General features: G+C 39.1%; 17 protein-coding genes and 1 rRNA gene. 16 read left to right on the top strand and 2 right to left on the bottom strand.

Annotated features, from left to right (window positions below):
* The first annotated feature begins 41 nt into the window (after positions 1-41).
* The 13 genes from QUF91_RS26970 (at position 42) to QUF91_RS26910 (ending at position 11,609) form a co-directional block, all read left to right on the top strand.
* Positions 42-986 carry a DNA-directed RNA polymerase subunit alpha gene (locus QUF91_RS26970; RefSeq protein WP_004233733.1) on the top strand — a complete coding sequence of 315 codons (945 nt, stop codon included), beginning with the start codon at positions 42-44 and terminating at the stop codon, positions 984-986.
* A 57-nt stretch (positions 987-1,043) separates the two neighbouring features.
* Positions 1,044-1,424 (top strand): 50S ribosomal protein L17, encoded by a 381-nt coding sequence (gene rplQ, locus QUF91_RS26965; RefSeq protein WP_012296051.1) that lies wholly within the window; start codon positions 1,044-1,046, stop codon positions 1,422-1,424.
* A 577-nt stretch (positions 1,425-2,001) separates the two neighbouring features.
* Positions 2,002-2,847 (top strand): energy-coupling factor ABC transporter ATP-binding protein, encoded by an 846-nt coding sequence (locus QUF91_RS26960; protein WP_285396394.1) that lies wholly within the window; start codon positions 2,002-2,004, stop codon positions 2,845-2,847.
* Positions 2,823-3,695: an energy-coupling factor ABC transporter ATP-binding protein gene (locus QUF91_RS26955; protein WP_285396392.1), complete on the top strand. Its 873-nt coding sequence runs from the start codon at positions 2,823-2,825 to the stop codon at positions 3,693-3,695. Before QUF91_RS26960 ends, QUF91_RS26955 begins: the two co-directional genes overlap by 25 nt.
* Entirely contained in the window at positions 3,692-4,489 is a 798-nt protein-coding gene (locus QUF91_RS26950) for an energy-coupling factor transporter transmembrane component T family protein (RefSeq protein ID WP_285396390.1), read from the top strand. Before QUF91_RS26955 ends, QUF91_RS26950 begins: the two co-directional genes overlap by 4 nt.
* A gap of 12 nt (positions 4,490-4,501) precedes the next feature.
* Complete coding sequence (gene truA / locus QUF91_RS26945; RefSeq protein ID WP_289419937.1) at positions 4,502-5,242, top strand: tRNA pseudouridine(38-40) synthase TruA; 741 nt, start codon at positions 4,502-4,504, stop codon at positions 5,240-5,242.
* 452 nt (positions 5,243-5,694) lie between these two features.
* On the top strand, positions 5,695-6,132 hold the full coding sequence (gene rplM, locus QUF91_RS26940; RefSeq protein WP_004233742.1) for a 50S ribosomal protein L13: 438 nt from the start codon (positions 5,695-5,697) through the stop codon (positions 6,130-6,132).
* A gap of 25 nt (positions 6,133-6,157) precedes the next feature.
* Positions 6,158-6,550 carry a 30S ribosomal protein S9 gene (rpsI, locus tag QUF91_RS26935; protein ID WP_004233744.1) on the top strand — a complete coding sequence of 131 codons (393 nt, stop codon included), beginning with the start codon at positions 6,158-6,160 and terminating at the stop codon, positions 6,548-6,550.
* Between the two features lie 416 nt (positions 6,551-6,966).
* Positions 6,967-7,584, top strand: a complete 618-nt coding sequence (locus tag QUF91_RS26930; protein WP_289419936.1) for a hypothetical protein — start codon at positions 6,967-6,969, stop codon at positions 7,582-7,584.
* 27 nt (positions 7,585-7,611) lie between these two features.
* A complete protein-coding gene (locus tag QUF91_RS26925) occupies positions 7,612-8,379 on the top strand; it encodes a DUF6630 family protein (protein WP_289419935.1) in 768 nt (255 codons plus the stop codon).
* Positions 8,380-8,671: 292 nt separating this feature from the next.
* Positions 8,672-9,589, top strand: a complete 918-nt coding sequence (locus QUF91_RS26920; RefSeq protein ID WP_481817442.1) for a DUF4822 domain-containing protein — start codon at positions 8,672-8,674, stop codon at positions 9,587-9,589.
* Between the two features lie 178 nt (positions 9,590-9,767).
* Positions 9,768-10,481 (top strand): N-acetylmuramoyl-L-alanine amidase, encoded by a 714-nt coding sequence (locus QUF91_RS26915; protein WP_285396380.1) that lies wholly within the window; start codon positions 9,768-9,770, stop codon positions 10,479-10,481.
* A gap of 72 nt (positions 10,482-10,553) precedes the next feature.
* Entirely contained in the window at positions 10,554-11,609 is a 1,056-nt protein-coding gene (locus QUF91_RS26910) for a P-loop NTPase (protein ID WP_289419934.1), read from the top strand.
* 57 nt (positions 11,610-11,666) lie between these two features.
* On the opposite strand, the gene gerD is transcribed toward QUF91_RS26910, so the two are convergent.
* Positions 11,667-12,275, bottom strand: a complete 609-nt coding sequence (gerD, locus tag QUF91_RS26905) for a spore germination lipoprotein GerD (RefSeq protein ID WP_285396378.1) — start codon at positions 12,273-12,275, stop codon at positions 11,667-11,669.
* A gap of 153 nt (positions 12,276-12,428) precedes the next feature.
* Here gerD and QUF91_RS26900 point away from each other — a divergent pair, with 153 nt between their 5' ends.
* Positions 12,429-13,103 carry a KinB-signaling pathway activation protein gene (locus tag QUF91_RS26900; RefSeq protein WP_289419933.1) on the top strand — a complete coding sequence of 225 codons (675 nt, stop codon included), beginning with the start codon at positions 12,429-12,431 and terminating at the stop codon, positions 13,101-13,103.
* Positions 13,104-13,320: 217 nt separating this feature from the next.
* Positions 13,321-13,530 carry a hypothetical protein gene (locus QUF91_RS26895; RefSeq protein ID WP_289419932.1) on the top strand — a complete coding sequence of 70 codons (210 nt, stop codon included), beginning with the start codon at positions 13,321-13,323 and terminating at the stop codon, positions 13,528-13,530.
* On the opposite strand, the gene QUF91_RS26890 is transcribed toward QUF91_RS26895, so the two are convergent.
* Positions 13,522-14,178: a hypothetical protein gene (locus QUF91_RS26890; protein ID WP_289419931.1), complete on the bottom strand. Its 657-nt coding sequence runs from the start codon at positions 14,176-14,178 to the stop codon at positions 13,522-13,524. The genes QUF91_RS26895 and QUF91_RS26890 overlap by 9 nt on opposite strands.
* 282 nt (positions 14,179-14,460) lie before the next feature.
* Here QUF91_RS26890 and QUF91_RS26885 point away from each other — a divergent pair.
* Positions 14,461-16,012, top strand: a 16S ribosomal RNA gene (locus tag QUF91_RS26885).
* The last annotated feature ends 26 nt before the right edge of the window (positions 16,013-16,038 follow it).

The raw sequence follows: 16,038 nt of genomic DNA, 5'->3' as shown, positions 1-16,038 counted from the left end.
AAGAACCTATACATTCGATGTTTTGAGGGAGGGTAAATGAAATGATCGAAATTGAAAAACCAAAGATTGAAACGGTGGAGATCAGCGAAGATTCCAAATATGGAAAGTTTGTTGTAGAACCGCTTGAACGCGGATATGGAAACACTTTGGGTAATTCTTTACGTCGTATCCTTCTGTCTTCATTACCAGGAGCTGCTGTCACTTCAATCCAAATTGACGGTGTTCTTCACGAATTCTCAACTGTAGAAGGCGTAGTAGAAGATGTAGCTTCAATTATTTTGAACGTGAAAAAACTAGCTCTTAAAATCTACTCTGACGAAGAAAAAGTTATTGAGATTGATGTAAAAGGCGATGGTACAGTTACGGCTGCTGACATTACACATGACAGTGATGTGGAAATTTTAAACCCGGATCTATATATTGCAACAATCGCTAAAAACGGTCATTTACGTATGCGTATGTATGCACAACGCGGCCGTGGTTACACTCCTGCTGATCAAAACAAACGTGAGGATCTTCCTATCGGCGTGATCCCGATCGACTCTATTTACACTCCAGTATCACGCGTCAATTTCCAAGTGGAAAATACTCGTGTAGGTCAGTCTTCTGACTACGATAAACTTTCTCTTGATGTGTGGACAGATGGTAGCATCGGTCCGAAAGAGGCGATTTCGCTCGGAGCAAAAATTTTAACCGAGCACCTTAACATCTTCGTTGGCATGACAGATGAGGCACAAACTGCTGAAATCATGGTCGAAAAAGAAGAAGATCAAAAAGAAAAAGTTTTAGAGATGACTATCGAAGAACTTGATCTTTCTGTTCGTTCTTATAACTGCTTAAAACGCGCTGGTATTAATACAGTACTAGAACTTGCGAATAAGTCAGAAGACGATATGATGAAAGTTCGTAACCTTGGACGTAAGTCATTAGAAGAAGTAAAAGCGAAGTTAGAAGAGCTTGGTTTAGGATTACGCAAAGAAGACTAAGCGATTTAAACAAAACTTACAAGATCAGATATTTTTTTATAAAGGAGGGAAACATCCATGGGTTACAGAAAACTTGGTCGTACAAGTTCTCAACGTAAAGCGATGTTACGTGACTTAGCTACTGATTTAATCATCAACGAGCGTATCGAAACTACTGAGGCTCGCGCTAAAGAAGTACGTAAAGCTGTTGAAAAAATGATTACTTTAGGTAAACGCGGAGATTTACACGCACGCCGTCAAGCTGCTGCATTCATCCGTCGTGAACTAGTAACAACTACTGATGCAGAAGGTAACGAAACAACTTCATTTGCACTTCAAAAGTTATTTGATGATGTTGCACCACGTTATGCAGAGCGTCAAGGTGGTTACACTCGTATTCTTAAAGTAGGTCCTCGTCGTGGAGACGGTGCACCTGTTGTTGTGATTGAATTAGTTTAATCATAAGAGAAAACAAGTGGTGAAGAGGGTGGAATCACCACCCTCTTTCTTTATAAACGATTTATACGACAAATAATTAAGCTGAGCGTTATGATGAGCGGACACTGTTGTGTGGCGTCTCGTTTAGCTCTCCGCACCTCATTCAGAAGAAACAAGGGCTTGAGCACCCGTGCTTCTTGAAAATGTAACGACTAGCGCATTTCTATCGAATGAGGTGCGCGCTTTTTTATTTATTAGGGAAGTATATGATAGCGCCAATTAGTGGTGCTTTTTTTAATATTCAGGAAAGTATAGATTTTGAATTGTAGATAACCTAGAGCATAGTTTTCATTTAGGCTAAAGCGCTACATCCTCGAGGTCGCTCGGGCTCACCAGCACTTGTCGGATGTAATCGAGCGCTTTAACGTATTTGTTCATAGACGGCTCTTTACATATATAGAGCTATACGTGAACAAGCAAAAGAAAGGAAAGTCATTTTAGCACTTTTCTTTTATTGACATAATGATTGTAGTAGAATTCATACATAAAAAAGTGTAAGTTAGTTAGTAGAGCTGAGCATGTAGAGAGGAGTTTAGAAATGCCAGAAATTTTATCATTAAATAATGTGACATTTTCATATACACCAGAAGAAAAAGAAAGTCGCAATGCTGTTGAAAATGTAAGTTTTGCGGTACAGGAAGGGGAATGGATTGCCATCGTTGGCCATAACGGCTCTGGTAAATCCACCATTGCAAAACTTATGAATGGCTTGCTATACCCACAACAGGGTGATGTACGTATATTACGTGAACCATTAAATGAAGAAAACTTATGGGAAAGCCGCTCACAGATGGGCATGGTTTTTCAAAATCCAGACAATCAATTTGTTGGAGCGACAGTGCAAGATGATGTTGCGTTTGCTCTTGAAAATAACGGAGTACCCTATGAAGAGATGGTAGAACGTGTACATGCAGCACTCAAACAAGTACAAATGGACAATTTTTTAGATCATGAGCCACATCACTTATCAGGTGGGCAAAAGCAGCGTGTAGCTATCGCAGGTGCACTTGCACTGAAACCAAAGCTCCTTATTCTAGATGAAGCAACGTCTATGCTAGATCCACAGGGACGTGCAGAGGTATTACAAACAGTTCAAGCTTTACGTGCTGAAACAGGGTTAACGGTAATATCCATTACACATGATTTAGAGGAAGCCATGCTTGCAGATCGTGTTCTCTTTATGAATGATGGGAAAAAATTTGCTGAAGGTACACCTGCTGAAATTTTTGCACTTGGGGACAAGCTAGTTGAGTTTGGGCTAGACTTACCATTTGCCATGAAGTTATCAAAGCTATTGCAAAAGGAAGGTGTTCCGCTAATGGGACAACATATGACAGAAGAAGAGTTGGTGAATGATTTATGGACATCAAACTTCAACAAGTAAGCTATGCCTATTCCCAGGGTACGCCTTTTGAAAAACGTGCATTATTCGATGTAGATTTTGAAATTCCTTCACATACGTATCAGGCGATAATTGGGCATACTGGCTCCGGTAAGTCGACCATTCTTCAACATTTTAATGCACTTCTAAAACCAACTTCAGGAGAAGTGCATATTGGAGATCGCATTGTTGTAGCTGGGAAAAAGGCGAAGGATTTAAAGGCAGTACGTCAAAAAGTTGGTATTGTGTTTCAATTCCCGGAGCATCAGTTGTTTGAAGAAACGGTATTAAAGGATATTATGTTTGGTCCGATGAACTTTGGTGTATCGGAGAAAGAGGCCGAAGCGCGAGCAAGAGAACTTGTAGGCTTAGTAGGTTTACCAGAGAACGTACTTGAAAAATCACCTTTTGATTTATCAGGTGGACAAATGCGCAGAGTGGCCATTGCTGGTGTATTAGCGATGGAACCTGAAGTTATTGTATTAGATGAACCAACTGCAGGGCTTGATCCACGAGGTCAGAAAGAGATTATGGATATGTTTTATAAGCTACATCAGGAACGTGGTTTAACGACGATTCTCGTTACGCATAGTATGGAGGACGCAGCTCGTTATGCAGATAATATCGTCATTATGCATGAAGGGAAAAATGTATTACGTGGTATACCACAAGAAATTTTCAAAGATGTGGAGACATTAAAGAATCTTCGCTTAGAACCACCTCGTATCGTACGCTTTCAACAAAAAATCGAAAAAATGATAAATACACCCTTCTCAAAGATATGCTTAACCGAAGAAGAGCTAGCAACTGAAATTGCTCGAGTGTTAAGAGAGGAGCGTGCAGAATCATGATGGAGAAAATGATATTTGGGCGCTTCCTACCAGGAAATTCTCCCGTTCATAAGCTCGATCCACGATCAAAGCTTATCTTTGTGTTTGCTTTCATTATTATTGTTTTTTTAGCAAACAACGCAGTGACATATGCCCTACTATTGGCATTTACCTTACTCGTTGTGCTAGTGTCACGTATTCGCCTATATTTTTTAATTAATGGTCTAAAGCCAGTACTCTTTTTAATGGCCTTTACTTTCCTGCTTCATATTTTTATGACGAGGGAAGGCGCTGTAGTTTTTGAATGGAAGTTTATCACGATTTATGAAGAAGGTATTCGACAAGGGATATTTATTTCGATACGTTTCCTAGTTCTCGTGTTTATGACATCTATTTTAACGCTTACTACGTCACCGATTTCTATTACGGATGGCATTGAAGTACTGCTAAATCCATTAAAAGCTGTGAAAGTGCCTGTGCATGAGTTAGCCCTGATGATGTCTATATCATTGCGCTTTATTCCAACGTTAATGGATGAAACAGATAAAATTATGAAAGCACAAATGGCACGTGGTTCGGATTTATCTTCTGGACCGATAAAAGATCGAATCAAAGCGGTTGTACCATTACTTGTGCCTCTCTTTGTAAGTGCTTTTAAACGAGCCGAGGATTTAGCAACAGCTATGGAAGTAAGAGGTTACCGCGGAGGCGAAGGGCGTACAAGATATCGCAAGCTAAAGTGGGATATGAGTGATACATTTGCACTCGTGTTATTAGCAGCAATGGCCGTTTTACTATTCTTCTATAGAAGTTAAAAGGAGAGCTTTATGCGACGATTAAAAGCAATTATTAGTTATGATGGAACGCAATTTTCTGGCTATCAAGTACAGCCTGGGGAGCGGACAGTACAGGCAGAGCTTGAACGTGTTCTAGCCATTATGCATAAAGGGGAAAAGGTAAAGGTAACAGCGAGTGGACGTACAGATGCAAGAGTGCATGCAACAGGCCAAACATTGCATTTTGATTCACCACTCGCGATTCCAGTAGATAAATACATGAAGGCATTGAATGTTCAACTGCCAAGAGATATTCGAGTAATGTCGATTGAAGAAGTTGCTGTTGATTTTCATGCGCGCTACAGTGTAACAGGAAAGCGGTACCGATATATATGGTCATGTGAGCCTGTACAAAGTCCATTCCGCAGACATTACACTGTAGAGACAAATGGTGTGAAACCAAATGTTGACGCAATGCAGGAGGCAGCAAAAGCTATTATCGGTACACATGATTTTTCATGCTTTTGTGCAGCCAATACAAGTGTCAAAGATAAAGTGCGTACGGTGACGACACTACAATTTGAATGGCATGGTGAGGAGCTACACATGGTAATTGAAGGGAACGGCTTCTTATATAATATGGTACGCATTATCGCAGGCACACTTTGGGAAGTTGGTGTAGGACGACGTGACATTGACAACGTGGAGCTAGTCGTTAAATCTATGAATCGTGATCAAGCCGGTAAAACTGCACCACCACAAGGTCTATATCTTGAAAAAGTCTTCTATTAAAATGGCTTATCCAAAGTTGGGCTGTCATTTTGTTTAACGTATGTCATGAGGATAAGTTGATTGTAGTGGAGACTGGGCGACTCCTTGGGGATTAGCGTCACAGATGAGACCCTGCAGCGAAGCGAAGCGGCTCATCGGACGCCCCCAGGAAAGCGCCCAGTCGGAACGGAAATCAACCACTCGTTTTGTTGAGAAGCCATTATAATATTATAAAATTTTTGACACGAAATAACATTATATTTTAAAAATGAAGGCTCATAAAAGCCCTAATTTAACCAATCAATAAATCTGAACAACTTCTCCAGGTGTTTATTGAAATTGCTTGACTTTAAAAGTCATTCATTATATGATAACAGATGGTATTTTCATTACCACCACAAATAAGCCCCGAAAACTTATAGTGTAGTTTAATGAAAAATAACGGTAATCGAATCGATTAGGAGGATATATACATGCGTACAACATTCATGGCTAAAGGTCACGAAGTAGACCGTAAATGGCTAGTAGTTGATGCAGAAGGCCAAACTCTTGGACGTTTAGCTTCTGAAGTAGCTGCTATCTTACGTGGTAAACATAAACCAACATTCACACCAAACGTTGACACAGGTGATCACGTAATCATCATCAACGCTGACAAAATCCATTTAACTGGTAACAAATTAGAGGGTAAACTTTACCGTCACCATACTCAATTTGCGGGTGGTTTAAAAACTCGTACTGCTGGTGAAATGCTAGACAAGTACCCAACAAGAATGATCGAATTAGCAGTTAAAGGAATGCTTCCTAAAAACTCTTTAGGTCGCAAAATGTTCACTAAACTTAACGTTTATACTGGAACAGAGCATCCACATGCTGCACAAAAACCAGAAGCATACGAGCTTCGCGGATAATATAAATTAAGAGGAGGATATTACTTTGGCACAAGTTCAATACATCGGCACTGGTCGCCGTAAAAGCTCTGTAGCTCGTGTACGTTTAGTACCAGGTACAGGTAAAATTGTTATCAACAAACGTGAAATCGAAGAATACGTACCATTCGCTGCATTACGTGAAGTAATTAAACAACCATTAGTAGCTACTGAAACTACAGGAAGCTATGATATCCACGTAAACGTTAACGGTGGTGGATACACTGGTCAAGCTGGAGCAGTACGTCATGGTATCGCTCGTGCTCTACTTCAAGTAGACCCAGATTTCCGTGCTGCATTAAAATCTGCTGGATTACTTACTCGTGATTCACGCATGAAAGAACGTAAAAAACCAGGTCTACGCGGCGCTCGTCGTGCACCTCAGTTCTCAAAACGTTAATATCGTTGTTATATCAACGTTTCAAGCCCTTTCCCATTTGTATGGGAAAGGGTTTTTTACGTTTAAAATTTACATTAACTATAAGAAATTAAAACTTCATAACATCTTCGAAAATCTCTTCATTTAAATCCACCAACCAAAAAAGTTTATCCAGTTTGTTCCATGTAATATAATAGAAAATAGAATTTTAAGTTAATATTACAGCAAAGGAGCAATAAAAATGATTTCCTTTCTTTTGAAAGAATTAGATGAACAATTAGAGAAGAATATTCCCTCCTTTTTTGAATTCTCCCGCAACCGAAAATGATATAAGAAAGAGATTAGATTTCTCGACCATGTTTGGGAAATGACTGAAACGGAAAGTGAAATATGGCATCAGTATTTACATTCAAATGAATGAGAAGAAGGGGATATAAATGAAGACATTAGGAGATCTTAAACGATTAAAAAAGCATTTAAAGCTATTTGCAATTTTGGACATAATCTTCTGTGATGAAGACTGGCTACGTTTTTACCACTTTGATTCAAATTGGGGTAAAAATCTTTCACTTGCAACCATTGATAATGGTGCAGGTGATCACGTATATATTTTGTTATCGGAAAAAGGTGTGATAATTAAAGGGTTCGATCATGAGTCCTTTCTAAGTCCGCATGCAAGGGATGAATATGCAGTCTATCCGGGAATTTATGAAAACACTCCACATGCTTTATTAATATTATTAGAGAATGATGCAATGGAAAAAGAAGAGGTGACTTTTTGCATGTGGCGTGAGGCGGACGATACTACATGGAAAAAGGGGGATGTTGTAATTCCAGAAGGAGAAGATGATGGAGCAGAATTTTTGTTAGGAACGATTTATCATGATTTAGAGGATTATGTTGAATGGGCTAAAAATTACTATGATATGCCGATTTCAATGGAAATTATTCAAGAAATTTTCTCAGGCATTCCAATATCTGAAGAAATAATTCAATCATTAAATCCTGAAAGAAATGTAGATGCAGCGAGAAAAGAAATTAAGAAAGTTCTTTAAAAAGATTGTAGTCTAGAAGGGAAAGGAATGCTAAGAATTATGAAATTACTTGAAGCTATTTATCCGTTACTTAACGAAGGACAAAAGAAAGAAGTGGAACAACTTTTATCTGACTATCAAAAACTTGAAACTCATGATTTTATTAAGAAGCAAAGGAGATTTATCAACCGTACCGAAACAGAAGAGTTTTATATTGACAACCAAAATGAAAATATGGAAATAGATACACTCATCTTCTATTTGTTTATGATTAGGTATATTGAAACAACGGATTGGAGCGGTGAAGAATATCCTGGTCAAATAAAAAGATTTTTGCATTCACGACTAAAACAATATGGATATTCCGGTATAAAATTAAACGATACAGCTGTAAAAAGGAAATTGCAACATAATCAAGTTAAAAGAGGGGAATATATTCCGTTATTATTGAATTGTTATGACAAACAAGTTAGGCAGCTTGGTTTGAAAATAGCGATTTTTGACAATGGTTGTGATGAATATAATATTGCTCTAGTACCGATGGATTTGTTTATGAACATGGAGAATGAAGTGACCGATTGCGAGGTTACAGATACTATCATTTGGAGTTTGCATATCTTGCAAATTAGCGAAAAAAGATCCGATGCTATGCATTTGCTGCGAAAAAAATTAGGCATACCTTTATTAGAGATTAAAAACTTTATATCAACACTTCCAATATGTGTAGGGATAGGTTTAAAACGTGAATTAATAGAACTAAAATTAGAGTATGAAAAAGCTAACTGTATTATGTTACTGGAAGAATGCAGTGAATAATATGATTTTGCTGAAACTATATCTAACTAAAAAAACGTTAATATCGTTGTTATATCAACGTTTTTAAGCCCTTTCTCGAACTTTCGAGAGAGGGGTTTTTTCTATACTCGGCTCTTTAAACTTACAAGTCCAAGTACTTTCAGATATCCTGAAGCACAGTTGTTGTCTTGAATATTAATAACAATTGTGATGTGTATTTTATATAGAATTGGCTGATACTATTTTTAGGTTTTTAATTTCTGAAATTGGAGGTCAATATATGAAAAAGCTATTAATAATATCATTTGCAGCAATGGCGCTTCTTGCAGCATGTCAGAACAAAACTGACGTCAAAAAAACTGAAGAAGTAAAAACAGAGAATGCTGCAAATCCAAGGAAGGTTGAAATAACAAAAGGTCAAGCAAATGCCAAAATTCTTAGTGACACAAACTGGCAGGGCACAAAAGTTTATGATAAAAATAAAAAAGATTTAACAGCGGAAAATTCAAATCTAATTGGCCTTGCTAAATATGATGCTGATTCAGGACGTTATGAATTTTTCGATCCAAATACAGGTGGAAGTCGCGACGATAAAGGTACTTTCTTTATTACGAATGATGGAAAACATAGAATATTGATTTCAGAAACGAAAAATTACCAAGCAATTGTTGAAATTACTGAGTTAACAAATAATATGTTTACGTATAAACAAATGGGAAAAGATGCAAATGGTAAAGATGTAGAGGTATTCGTTGAGCATGCCCCTTATAAGGATAAAAAGCTTACATTTACTGCACCAGATAAAACTTTAAATACTTCTACAGGCACTATAGTAAAAGATATTGATGGAGATAAGATTTTAGCTGATACCCTTTGGCAAGGCACTGTAGTATTAGATGTAAACAAAAATGATGTAACACAATTTAATACAAATTTTATTAGCCTGGCGAAATATGATGCTAATACGAATAAGTATGAATTTTTCAATCCTGACACGGGTAAAAGCCTTGGTGACTATGGTTACTTTAATGTTATCGATGGAAATAAATTACGAGCTCATGTTTCAATTGGCGACAATAAATATGGGGCAGTACTCGAAATTACTGAGCTAAATAATAAGAAGTTCACGTATAAAAGGACTGGTAAAGACAAAGACGGTAAGGATATAACAGTATTTGTTGAGCATGAACCTTATACAGGTAAGCTTAAGCCAGAATTTACACTAAAATAATAAATCAACGGTATTAATCCTTGTATTTAAATGGAATAATGCCGTTGTCTCATTACTAAAAAAGTATCTTCTACAACAAATCAAACTCTCAATTTTAATACTTGAGAGTTTTTTTCACTTTCTGGCATAGTTCAATCACTAACTTCGTACACTGAATGTAAAAGGGTGGTGGATATGGGTGAAGCGCTGGCTTGCACTAGGAGTAATTATGCTGATGAGTATAGTGGTCGTGGCATATGAAACAAATGCTTCGGATCGCAACTTCTTCTTACCGGACCCACTTGGTGGCCTGAAGATTGTTATTGATGCGGGGCACGGAGGTCAGGATGGAGGGGCTTCAAAGGGCGAAGTAATTGAAAAGGATATTACACTTGCGATTGCGCAGCATGTGGAGAAGCAGTTAAAGAAAAAAGGCGCAACAGTCGTAATGACTCGTACAACAGATGGAGACGTTATCGATGAGCATGCGTCATCGGAAAAATTTGGAACAATGAGAGAGCGAAAAAAGCAGGACATCTTTTTAAGAAAAGACATAGTAGGAAAAGAAAAACCGGATGTTTTTATTACAATTCATGCAAATGCCATTCCTGAAACAAAATGGCGTGGCGCACAGGTGTTTTATCATAAAGAAGGACATGCTGAAAGTGAATTATTAGCAAAGAGCATTCAAGAATCTATTCGCACTAACTTGAAAAATACTGATCGAGAAGCGTTGTCTATAAAGCAAATATATTTACTGAAAAAAGCTGAGGTACCTGCTGCTCTAGTAGAAACAGGATTTATAAGTAATGATGAGGAACGTGCATTATTAACTGACAAGAAATACCAAGAAAAAATGGGAGATGCAATTGTTGAAGGTATAGAAGCGTATTTATTAGCTAAAATTGAATAGAGCAACAACACACCGTAAATCAAAACATTTATGATATACTAACATTGAGATAATATAAGGGGAGTGTTCGTCGTGATAAATGAACAACAAGTACGAGAAATACTAGGACAACTACAAGATCCATTTTTACATAAATCATTCGCAGAAACAGACGGTATTACAAACGTAACAGTAAAAGAAGAGAAGAATCATGTCAGTGTAAAAATTGCGATTGCTAAAACAAATACACCTGAACAATTACAGTTACAAATGAAAATTGTTGACGTTTTGAAAGAAGCGGGTGCGGGTACAGTTGGAATTCGTTTCGAAGAGCTATCAGCAGAAAAACTACAGAGCTTCCGTGGCGTTGCAACTGAGGCTGAAGCACAAGATATTTTATCTCCGCTTAGTACAGTACAAGTTATTTCAATTGCTTCTGGTAAGGGTGGCGTAGGGAAATCTACAGTATCCGTTAACTTAGCTGTTGCATTAGCTCGTCTAGGTAAGAAGGTTGGCTTGATTGATGCTGATATTTATGGGTTCAGTGTGCCTGATATGATGGGTGTTACAGATATGCCAAAAGTGATAGACAATCGAATTTTCCCTGTTGATCGTCTTGGAGTTAAAATGATTTCAATGGGCTTCTTTGTTGAAAATAACGCCCCGATTGTTTGGCGTGGACCAATGTTAGGTAAAGTGTTAGATCAGTTCTTCCGTGACGTAGAATGGGGCGAGTTAGATTATCTATTATTGGATTTACCGCCTGGTACAGGTGACGTTGCATTAGATATTCACCAGATGCTCCCTTCGTCAAAAGAAATTGTCGTAACAACACCACATCCGACGGCAGCGTTTGTTGCAGCTCGTGCAGGTGCAATGGCTTTACAAACAGACCATGAAATATTAGGTGTTGTTGAAAATATGGCATGGTATGAATCGAAATCAGGTGACCGTGAATTCGTTTTCGGTCAAGGTGGAGGTCCAAAATTAGCAGAAGAACTACGTACAGAGCTACTTGGACAAATTCCTCTTGGTCAACCTGACTGGTCAGACGAAGATTTTGCCCCTTCTGTTTATGCTGAAAAACATACAACAGGACAAATTTATTTAGACATCGCGACGAAAATCATCAATAAATTAAGTAATTAATTAATGAAAACGGATTTCCTCAAACAATGGAGGAAATCCGTTTTTCGATATAAGGGGTTACTGAGAGCCCTTTTGTTCCTTGGTTGTACCTTCACCGCCCCCACCAGCTTCTTTTTTTCCACCGCCTTCAGTTTTACCTGTTTCGCCAGCGCTCTTCCGAATAAGCTCCTGCCATTTTGACTGCATAAGAGGACTTTCAATCGTTTCTTTCACAATTTCCTCCATTTGTTTTCTCATGTTGGAGGATTTTAGAATAGTCTCTAACTGCTTTTGCATATCTGGCTGCCCAAAGAATGCCTCCATATCCTTTTGGAAAGTGGGGTCTTTCATTAATTCCTTCATAATATCCTGCTGCTGCTTTTGCATACTTTTAGCTACCGTTTCTTTAAACTTTGGATCTTCAAATGTTTTCTTCCAAAAGTCTTCTGCTTTCTTGGAAAGCAAAGTATCCTCGGTAGCTTTCTTCACTTCTTCATGTTCTAAAACCAATAATTCACGGAAACTAGGGTCCTCTAAAAGCTGTCGCAATGCCTTTTTACCTTCCTCGGTTTGTAAAGAGTCAATCATTATTTTTTTTATTTCATCATAGGACATGGTAGAGGTTTTTTCTTGTGAACAGGCAGAAAGAAAAAGTATTAGAATTAGAAATAAGGTGAATTTTCGCATTAATAATCAGTCCTTTCTATAGATAGACTCTTTCAATTATTGTTCACATTTATGATGACTTTATGTATTGATTAAGATGAGAAATAGCTTTTTTAACGATGCATTGTTAAAATGAGTACAGATATACATTGAGAAATTGGGGGACATTTAGTTGTGACGATACGAAATTGGGCAAAGTTTTTCTTCTTTGCAATGCTCGTTGGTGGCGCGGTCAACGGAATTTGCAGTTTATTTATTCGATGGGACTTCTTCCAACCATATGTAGCAAATGGTCAATGGGGTGAATTCTTGGCAGGACTTTTATGGATGGTCTTCTTAGGATTCACAATGAGTGTTATTGCACAGGCAGGCTTTTTTGCTTATTTAACGCTCCATCAAGTAGGAGTTAATATTTTTAGAACACTTACATTATGGAATTGGGTTCAACTGGTGCTAATTGCTATTACTATTTTTGATATTATATTCTTCCGTTTTGTACCTGGTATAAAGGATGGACAAAGCTGGGTATTTTATATTGGCTTGTTAATTGTATTAATATTCGGAGCTGTAGCAACAGCCATGCAAAAAGTAAAATTAACAGGGAAAAAACATGTTTTCATTTCAGCTTTATTTTTTATGATTGTCGTTACAACATTGGAATGGACAATTGCGTTAATGGGTCGCGATGAAAATATTAACGAGTATGTTGCATTATTACTATTTCCACTACTCGCTGTAAATGCTTATCAATTATTAATATTACCAAAATATAATGCAAAATCCGATGAGGATCGTCAAAAATTAGAAGCACGCCGCAAAGCGCGGCTTGAACAAGCTAAAAATGCATAATAAATTTAAGAAGAAGTTGCCTCTACAAATCGTTGGAGGCAACTTCTTTATTATGGTCTATCACCAAAAGTTGTGGATGACATTTGTTAAAACGTATGTAATGTATATAGGTTGATCTGCGTTCCGGCTAGTTGACTCCTTGGGGATTAGCGTTACAGATGAGACCCTCGAGAGGGCAGCGCGAGTGAAGCGGCTCATCGGACGTCCCTAGGAAGCTTTGCTCTGTGCGAAAGCGAAGCGACAGCAACACGGTTTTTGTCTGTGCGAAAGCGAAGCGACAGCAACACGGTTTTTGTCTGTGCGAAAGCGAAGCGACAGCAACACGGTTTTTGTCTGTGCGAAAGCGAAGCGACAGCAACAACAACAAAGCACCCAGTCGGAACGGAAATCAACCACACGTTATGGTGATGAGCCTTTATTATGGTGATTTTTTAGTTTGAACTTTATAGCCGAATATATTTTCTTCAACCGACATAAATTTATTTTGTTGTAGAAATGTATTAAGCTCTTTAAACGAAATTTGATTATTTTGGTGTAAAGGAATAAAAACAAAATCTCCCTTTTGTAACTTAGGTGACTTTTCCCCATTCCAGATTAGAGAGGGAGAAAGTATATTTATCTGTTGTTGAAATAAGTTTTTTTGTAAATCCTGAGAATATTGGTGGTTTTGAGTTGCAAACCAGAGCGGAGTTTCTTTTAAGTATTTTTTGTAAATAGTAATATCTTTTTGAACGACAGCAAGACCAATCGGTTTATCCACTGAATCCTCAGGTCCTAATAATCCTGTAGGTAGTTTTCTCTCTTGAATAATTTTTATGTGTTCGGGTGATCGTTCAATCCAAGCGGCATCTAACAATAGAAGCGGATAAGGTTCTTTTACAGTTTTAAGCCAGTCCAACAGAGTTTCATCAGAAAAAGAAATTTCGACAATAAGTGATGTACCATAATATCCTTTTGTTACAACTGCTGGAGCATCAGCGATGTTAAATACAGAAATCATAGTAGAATTTATCGGCTTTATAAAGACAAACAGTATTACGATGAAAAACAGTGAAATCAACGTTTTACGAAACATCCTAACAACCTCGTTTCTATATTTTTAACTTCTTTCAGCAATGCAAAAATAAAGTTCTTAAAAAAACTTATGATAAAGTGTTGACTTTCATGAATAATCGATGTTATTATGTATAAGTCGCCAAGAGGTGACGCAATAAATGAAAAAATGAACCTTGAAAACTGAACAAGCAAAACGTAATCAATAAAGTTTTTAGTAACTAACCTTGAGTTGGTGAATGAAACAAAATTTTGGACATCAAACATGATGCCAGCAAAACAATTTGAGCTAATCAAATTTCTTTTTATGGAGAGTTTGATCCTGGCTCAGGACGAACGCTGGCGGCGTGCCTAATACATGCAAGTCGAGCGAACAGAGAAGGAGCTTGCTCCTTTGACGTTAGCGGCGGACGGGTGAGTAACACGTGGGCAACCTACCTTATAGTTTGGGATAACTCCGGGAAACCGGGGCTAATACCGAATAATTTATTTTACTTCATGGTGAAATACTGAAAGACGGTTTCGGCTGTCGCTATAAGATGGGCCCGCGGCGCATTAGCTAGTTGGTGAGGTAACGGCTCACCAAGGCGACGATGCGTAGCCGACCTGAGAGGGTGATCGGCCACACTGGGACTGAGACACGGCCCAGACTCCTACGGGAGGCAGCAGTAGGGAATCTTCCACAATGGGCGAAAGCCTGATGGAGCAACGCCGCGTGAGTGAAGAAGGTTTTCGGATCGTAAAACTCTGTTGTAAGGGAAGAACAAGTACAGTAGTAACTGGCTGTACCTTGACGGTACCTTATTAGAAAGCCACGGCTAACTACGTGCCAGCAGCCGCGGTAATACGTAGGTGGCAAGCGTTGTCCGGAATTATTGGGCGTAAAGCGCGCGCAGGCGGTCCTTTAAGTCTGATGTGAAAGCCCACGGCTCAACCGTGGAGGGTCATTGGAAACTGGGGGACTTGAGTGCAGAAGAGGAAAGTGGAATTCCAAGTGTAGCGGTGAAATGCGTAGAGATTTGGAGGAACACCAGTGGCGAAGGCGACTTTCTGGTCTGTAACTGACGCTGAGGCGCGAAAGCGTGGGGAGCAAACAGGATTAGATACCCTGGTAGTCCACGCCGTAAACGATGAGTGCTAAGTGTTAGGGGGTTTCCGCCCCTTAGTGCTGCAGCTAACGCATTAAGCACTCCGCCTGGGGAGTACGGTCGCAAGACTGAAACTCAAAGGAATTGACGGGGGCCCGCACAAGCGGTGGAGCATGTGGTTTAATTCGAAGCAACGCGAAGAACCTTACCAGGTCTTGACATCCCGTTGACCACTGTAGAGATATGGTTTTCCCTTCGGGGACAACGGTGACAGGTGGTGCATGGTTGTCGTCAGCTCGTGTCGTGAGATGTTGGGTTAAGTCCCGCAACGAGCGCAACCCTTGATCTTAGTTGCCATCATTTAGTTGGGCACTCTAAGGTGACTGCCGGTGACAAACCGGAGGAAGGTGGGGATGACGTCAAATCATCATGCCCCTTATGACCTGGGCTACACACGTGCTACAATGGACGATACAAACGGTTGCCAACTCGCGAGAGGGAGCTAATCCGATAAAGTCGTTCTCAGTTCGGATTGTAGGCTGCAACTCGCCTACATGAAGCCGGAATCGCTAGTAATCGCGGATCAGCATGCCGCGGTGAATACGTTCCCGGGCCTTGTACACACCGCCCGTCACACCACGAGAGTTTGTAACACCCGAAGTCGGTGGGGTAACCTTTTGGAGCCAGCCGCCGAAGGTGGGATAGATGATTGGGGTGAAGTCGTAACAAGGTAGCCGTATCGGAAGGTGCGGCTGGATCACCTCCTTTCTAAGGATATTTTCGGAATACAAACC

It is taken from the genome of Lysinibacillus sp. G4S2 (genome assembly GCF_030348505.1).
Lineage (GTDB): Bacteria > Bacillota > Bacilli > Bacillales_A > Planococcaceae > Lysinibacillus.
Note: the sequence above shows the minus strand (reverse complement) of the source record. Positions and strands in the feature narration are given on the sequence as shown.

Excerpts from the sequence above, each read along its gene's own strand:
- truA (WP_289419937.1), top strand. The coding sequence starts at position 4,502 with ATGCGACGATTAAAAGCAATTATTAGTTATGATGGAACGCAATTTTCT.
- rplQ (WP_012296051.1), top strand. The coding sequence starts at position 1,044 with ATGGGTTACAGAAAACTTGGTCGTACAAGTTCTCAACGTAAAGCGATG.
- gerD (WP_285396378.1), bottom strand. The coding sequence starts at position 12,275 with ATGCGAAAATTCACCTTATTTCTAATTCTAATACTTTTTCTTTCTGCC.
- QUF91_RS26890 (WP_289419931.1), bottom strand. The coding sequence starts at position 14,178 with ATGTTTCGTAAAACGTTGATTTCACTGTTTTTCATCGTAATACTGTTT.
- QUF91_RS26950 (WP_285396390.1), top strand. The coding sequence starts at position 3,692 with ATGATGGAGAAAATGATATTTGGGCGCTTCCTACCAGGAAATTCTCCC.
- QUF91_RS26920 (WP_481817442.1), top strand. The coding sequence starts at position 8,672 with ATGGCGCTTCTTGCAGCATGTCAGAACAAAACTGACGTCAAAAAAACT.
- QUF91_RS26960 (WP_285396394.1), top strand. The coding sequence starts at position 2,002 with ATGCCAGAAATTTTATCATTAAATAATGTGACATTTTCATATACACCA.
- QUF91_RS26925 (WP_289419935.1), top strand. The coding sequence starts at position 7,612 with ATGCTAAGAATTATGAAATTACTTGAAGCTATTTATCCGTTACTTAAC.
- QUF91_RS26970 (WP_004233733.1), top strand. The coding sequence starts at position 42 with ATGATCGAAATTGAAAAACCAAAGATTGAAACGGTGGAGATCAGCGAA.
- QUF91_RS26930 (WP_289419936.1), top strand. The coding sequence starts at position 6,967 with ATGAAGACATTAGGAGATCTTAAACGATTAAAAAAGCATTTAAAGCTA.
- rplM (WP_004233742.1), top strand. The coding sequence starts at position 5,695 with ATGCGTACAACATTCATGGCTAAAGGTCACGAAGTAGACCGTAAATGG.
- QUF91_RS26955 (WP_285396392.1), top strand. The coding sequence starts at position 2,823 with ATGGACATCAAACTTCAACAAGTAAGCTATGCCTATTCCCAGGGTACG.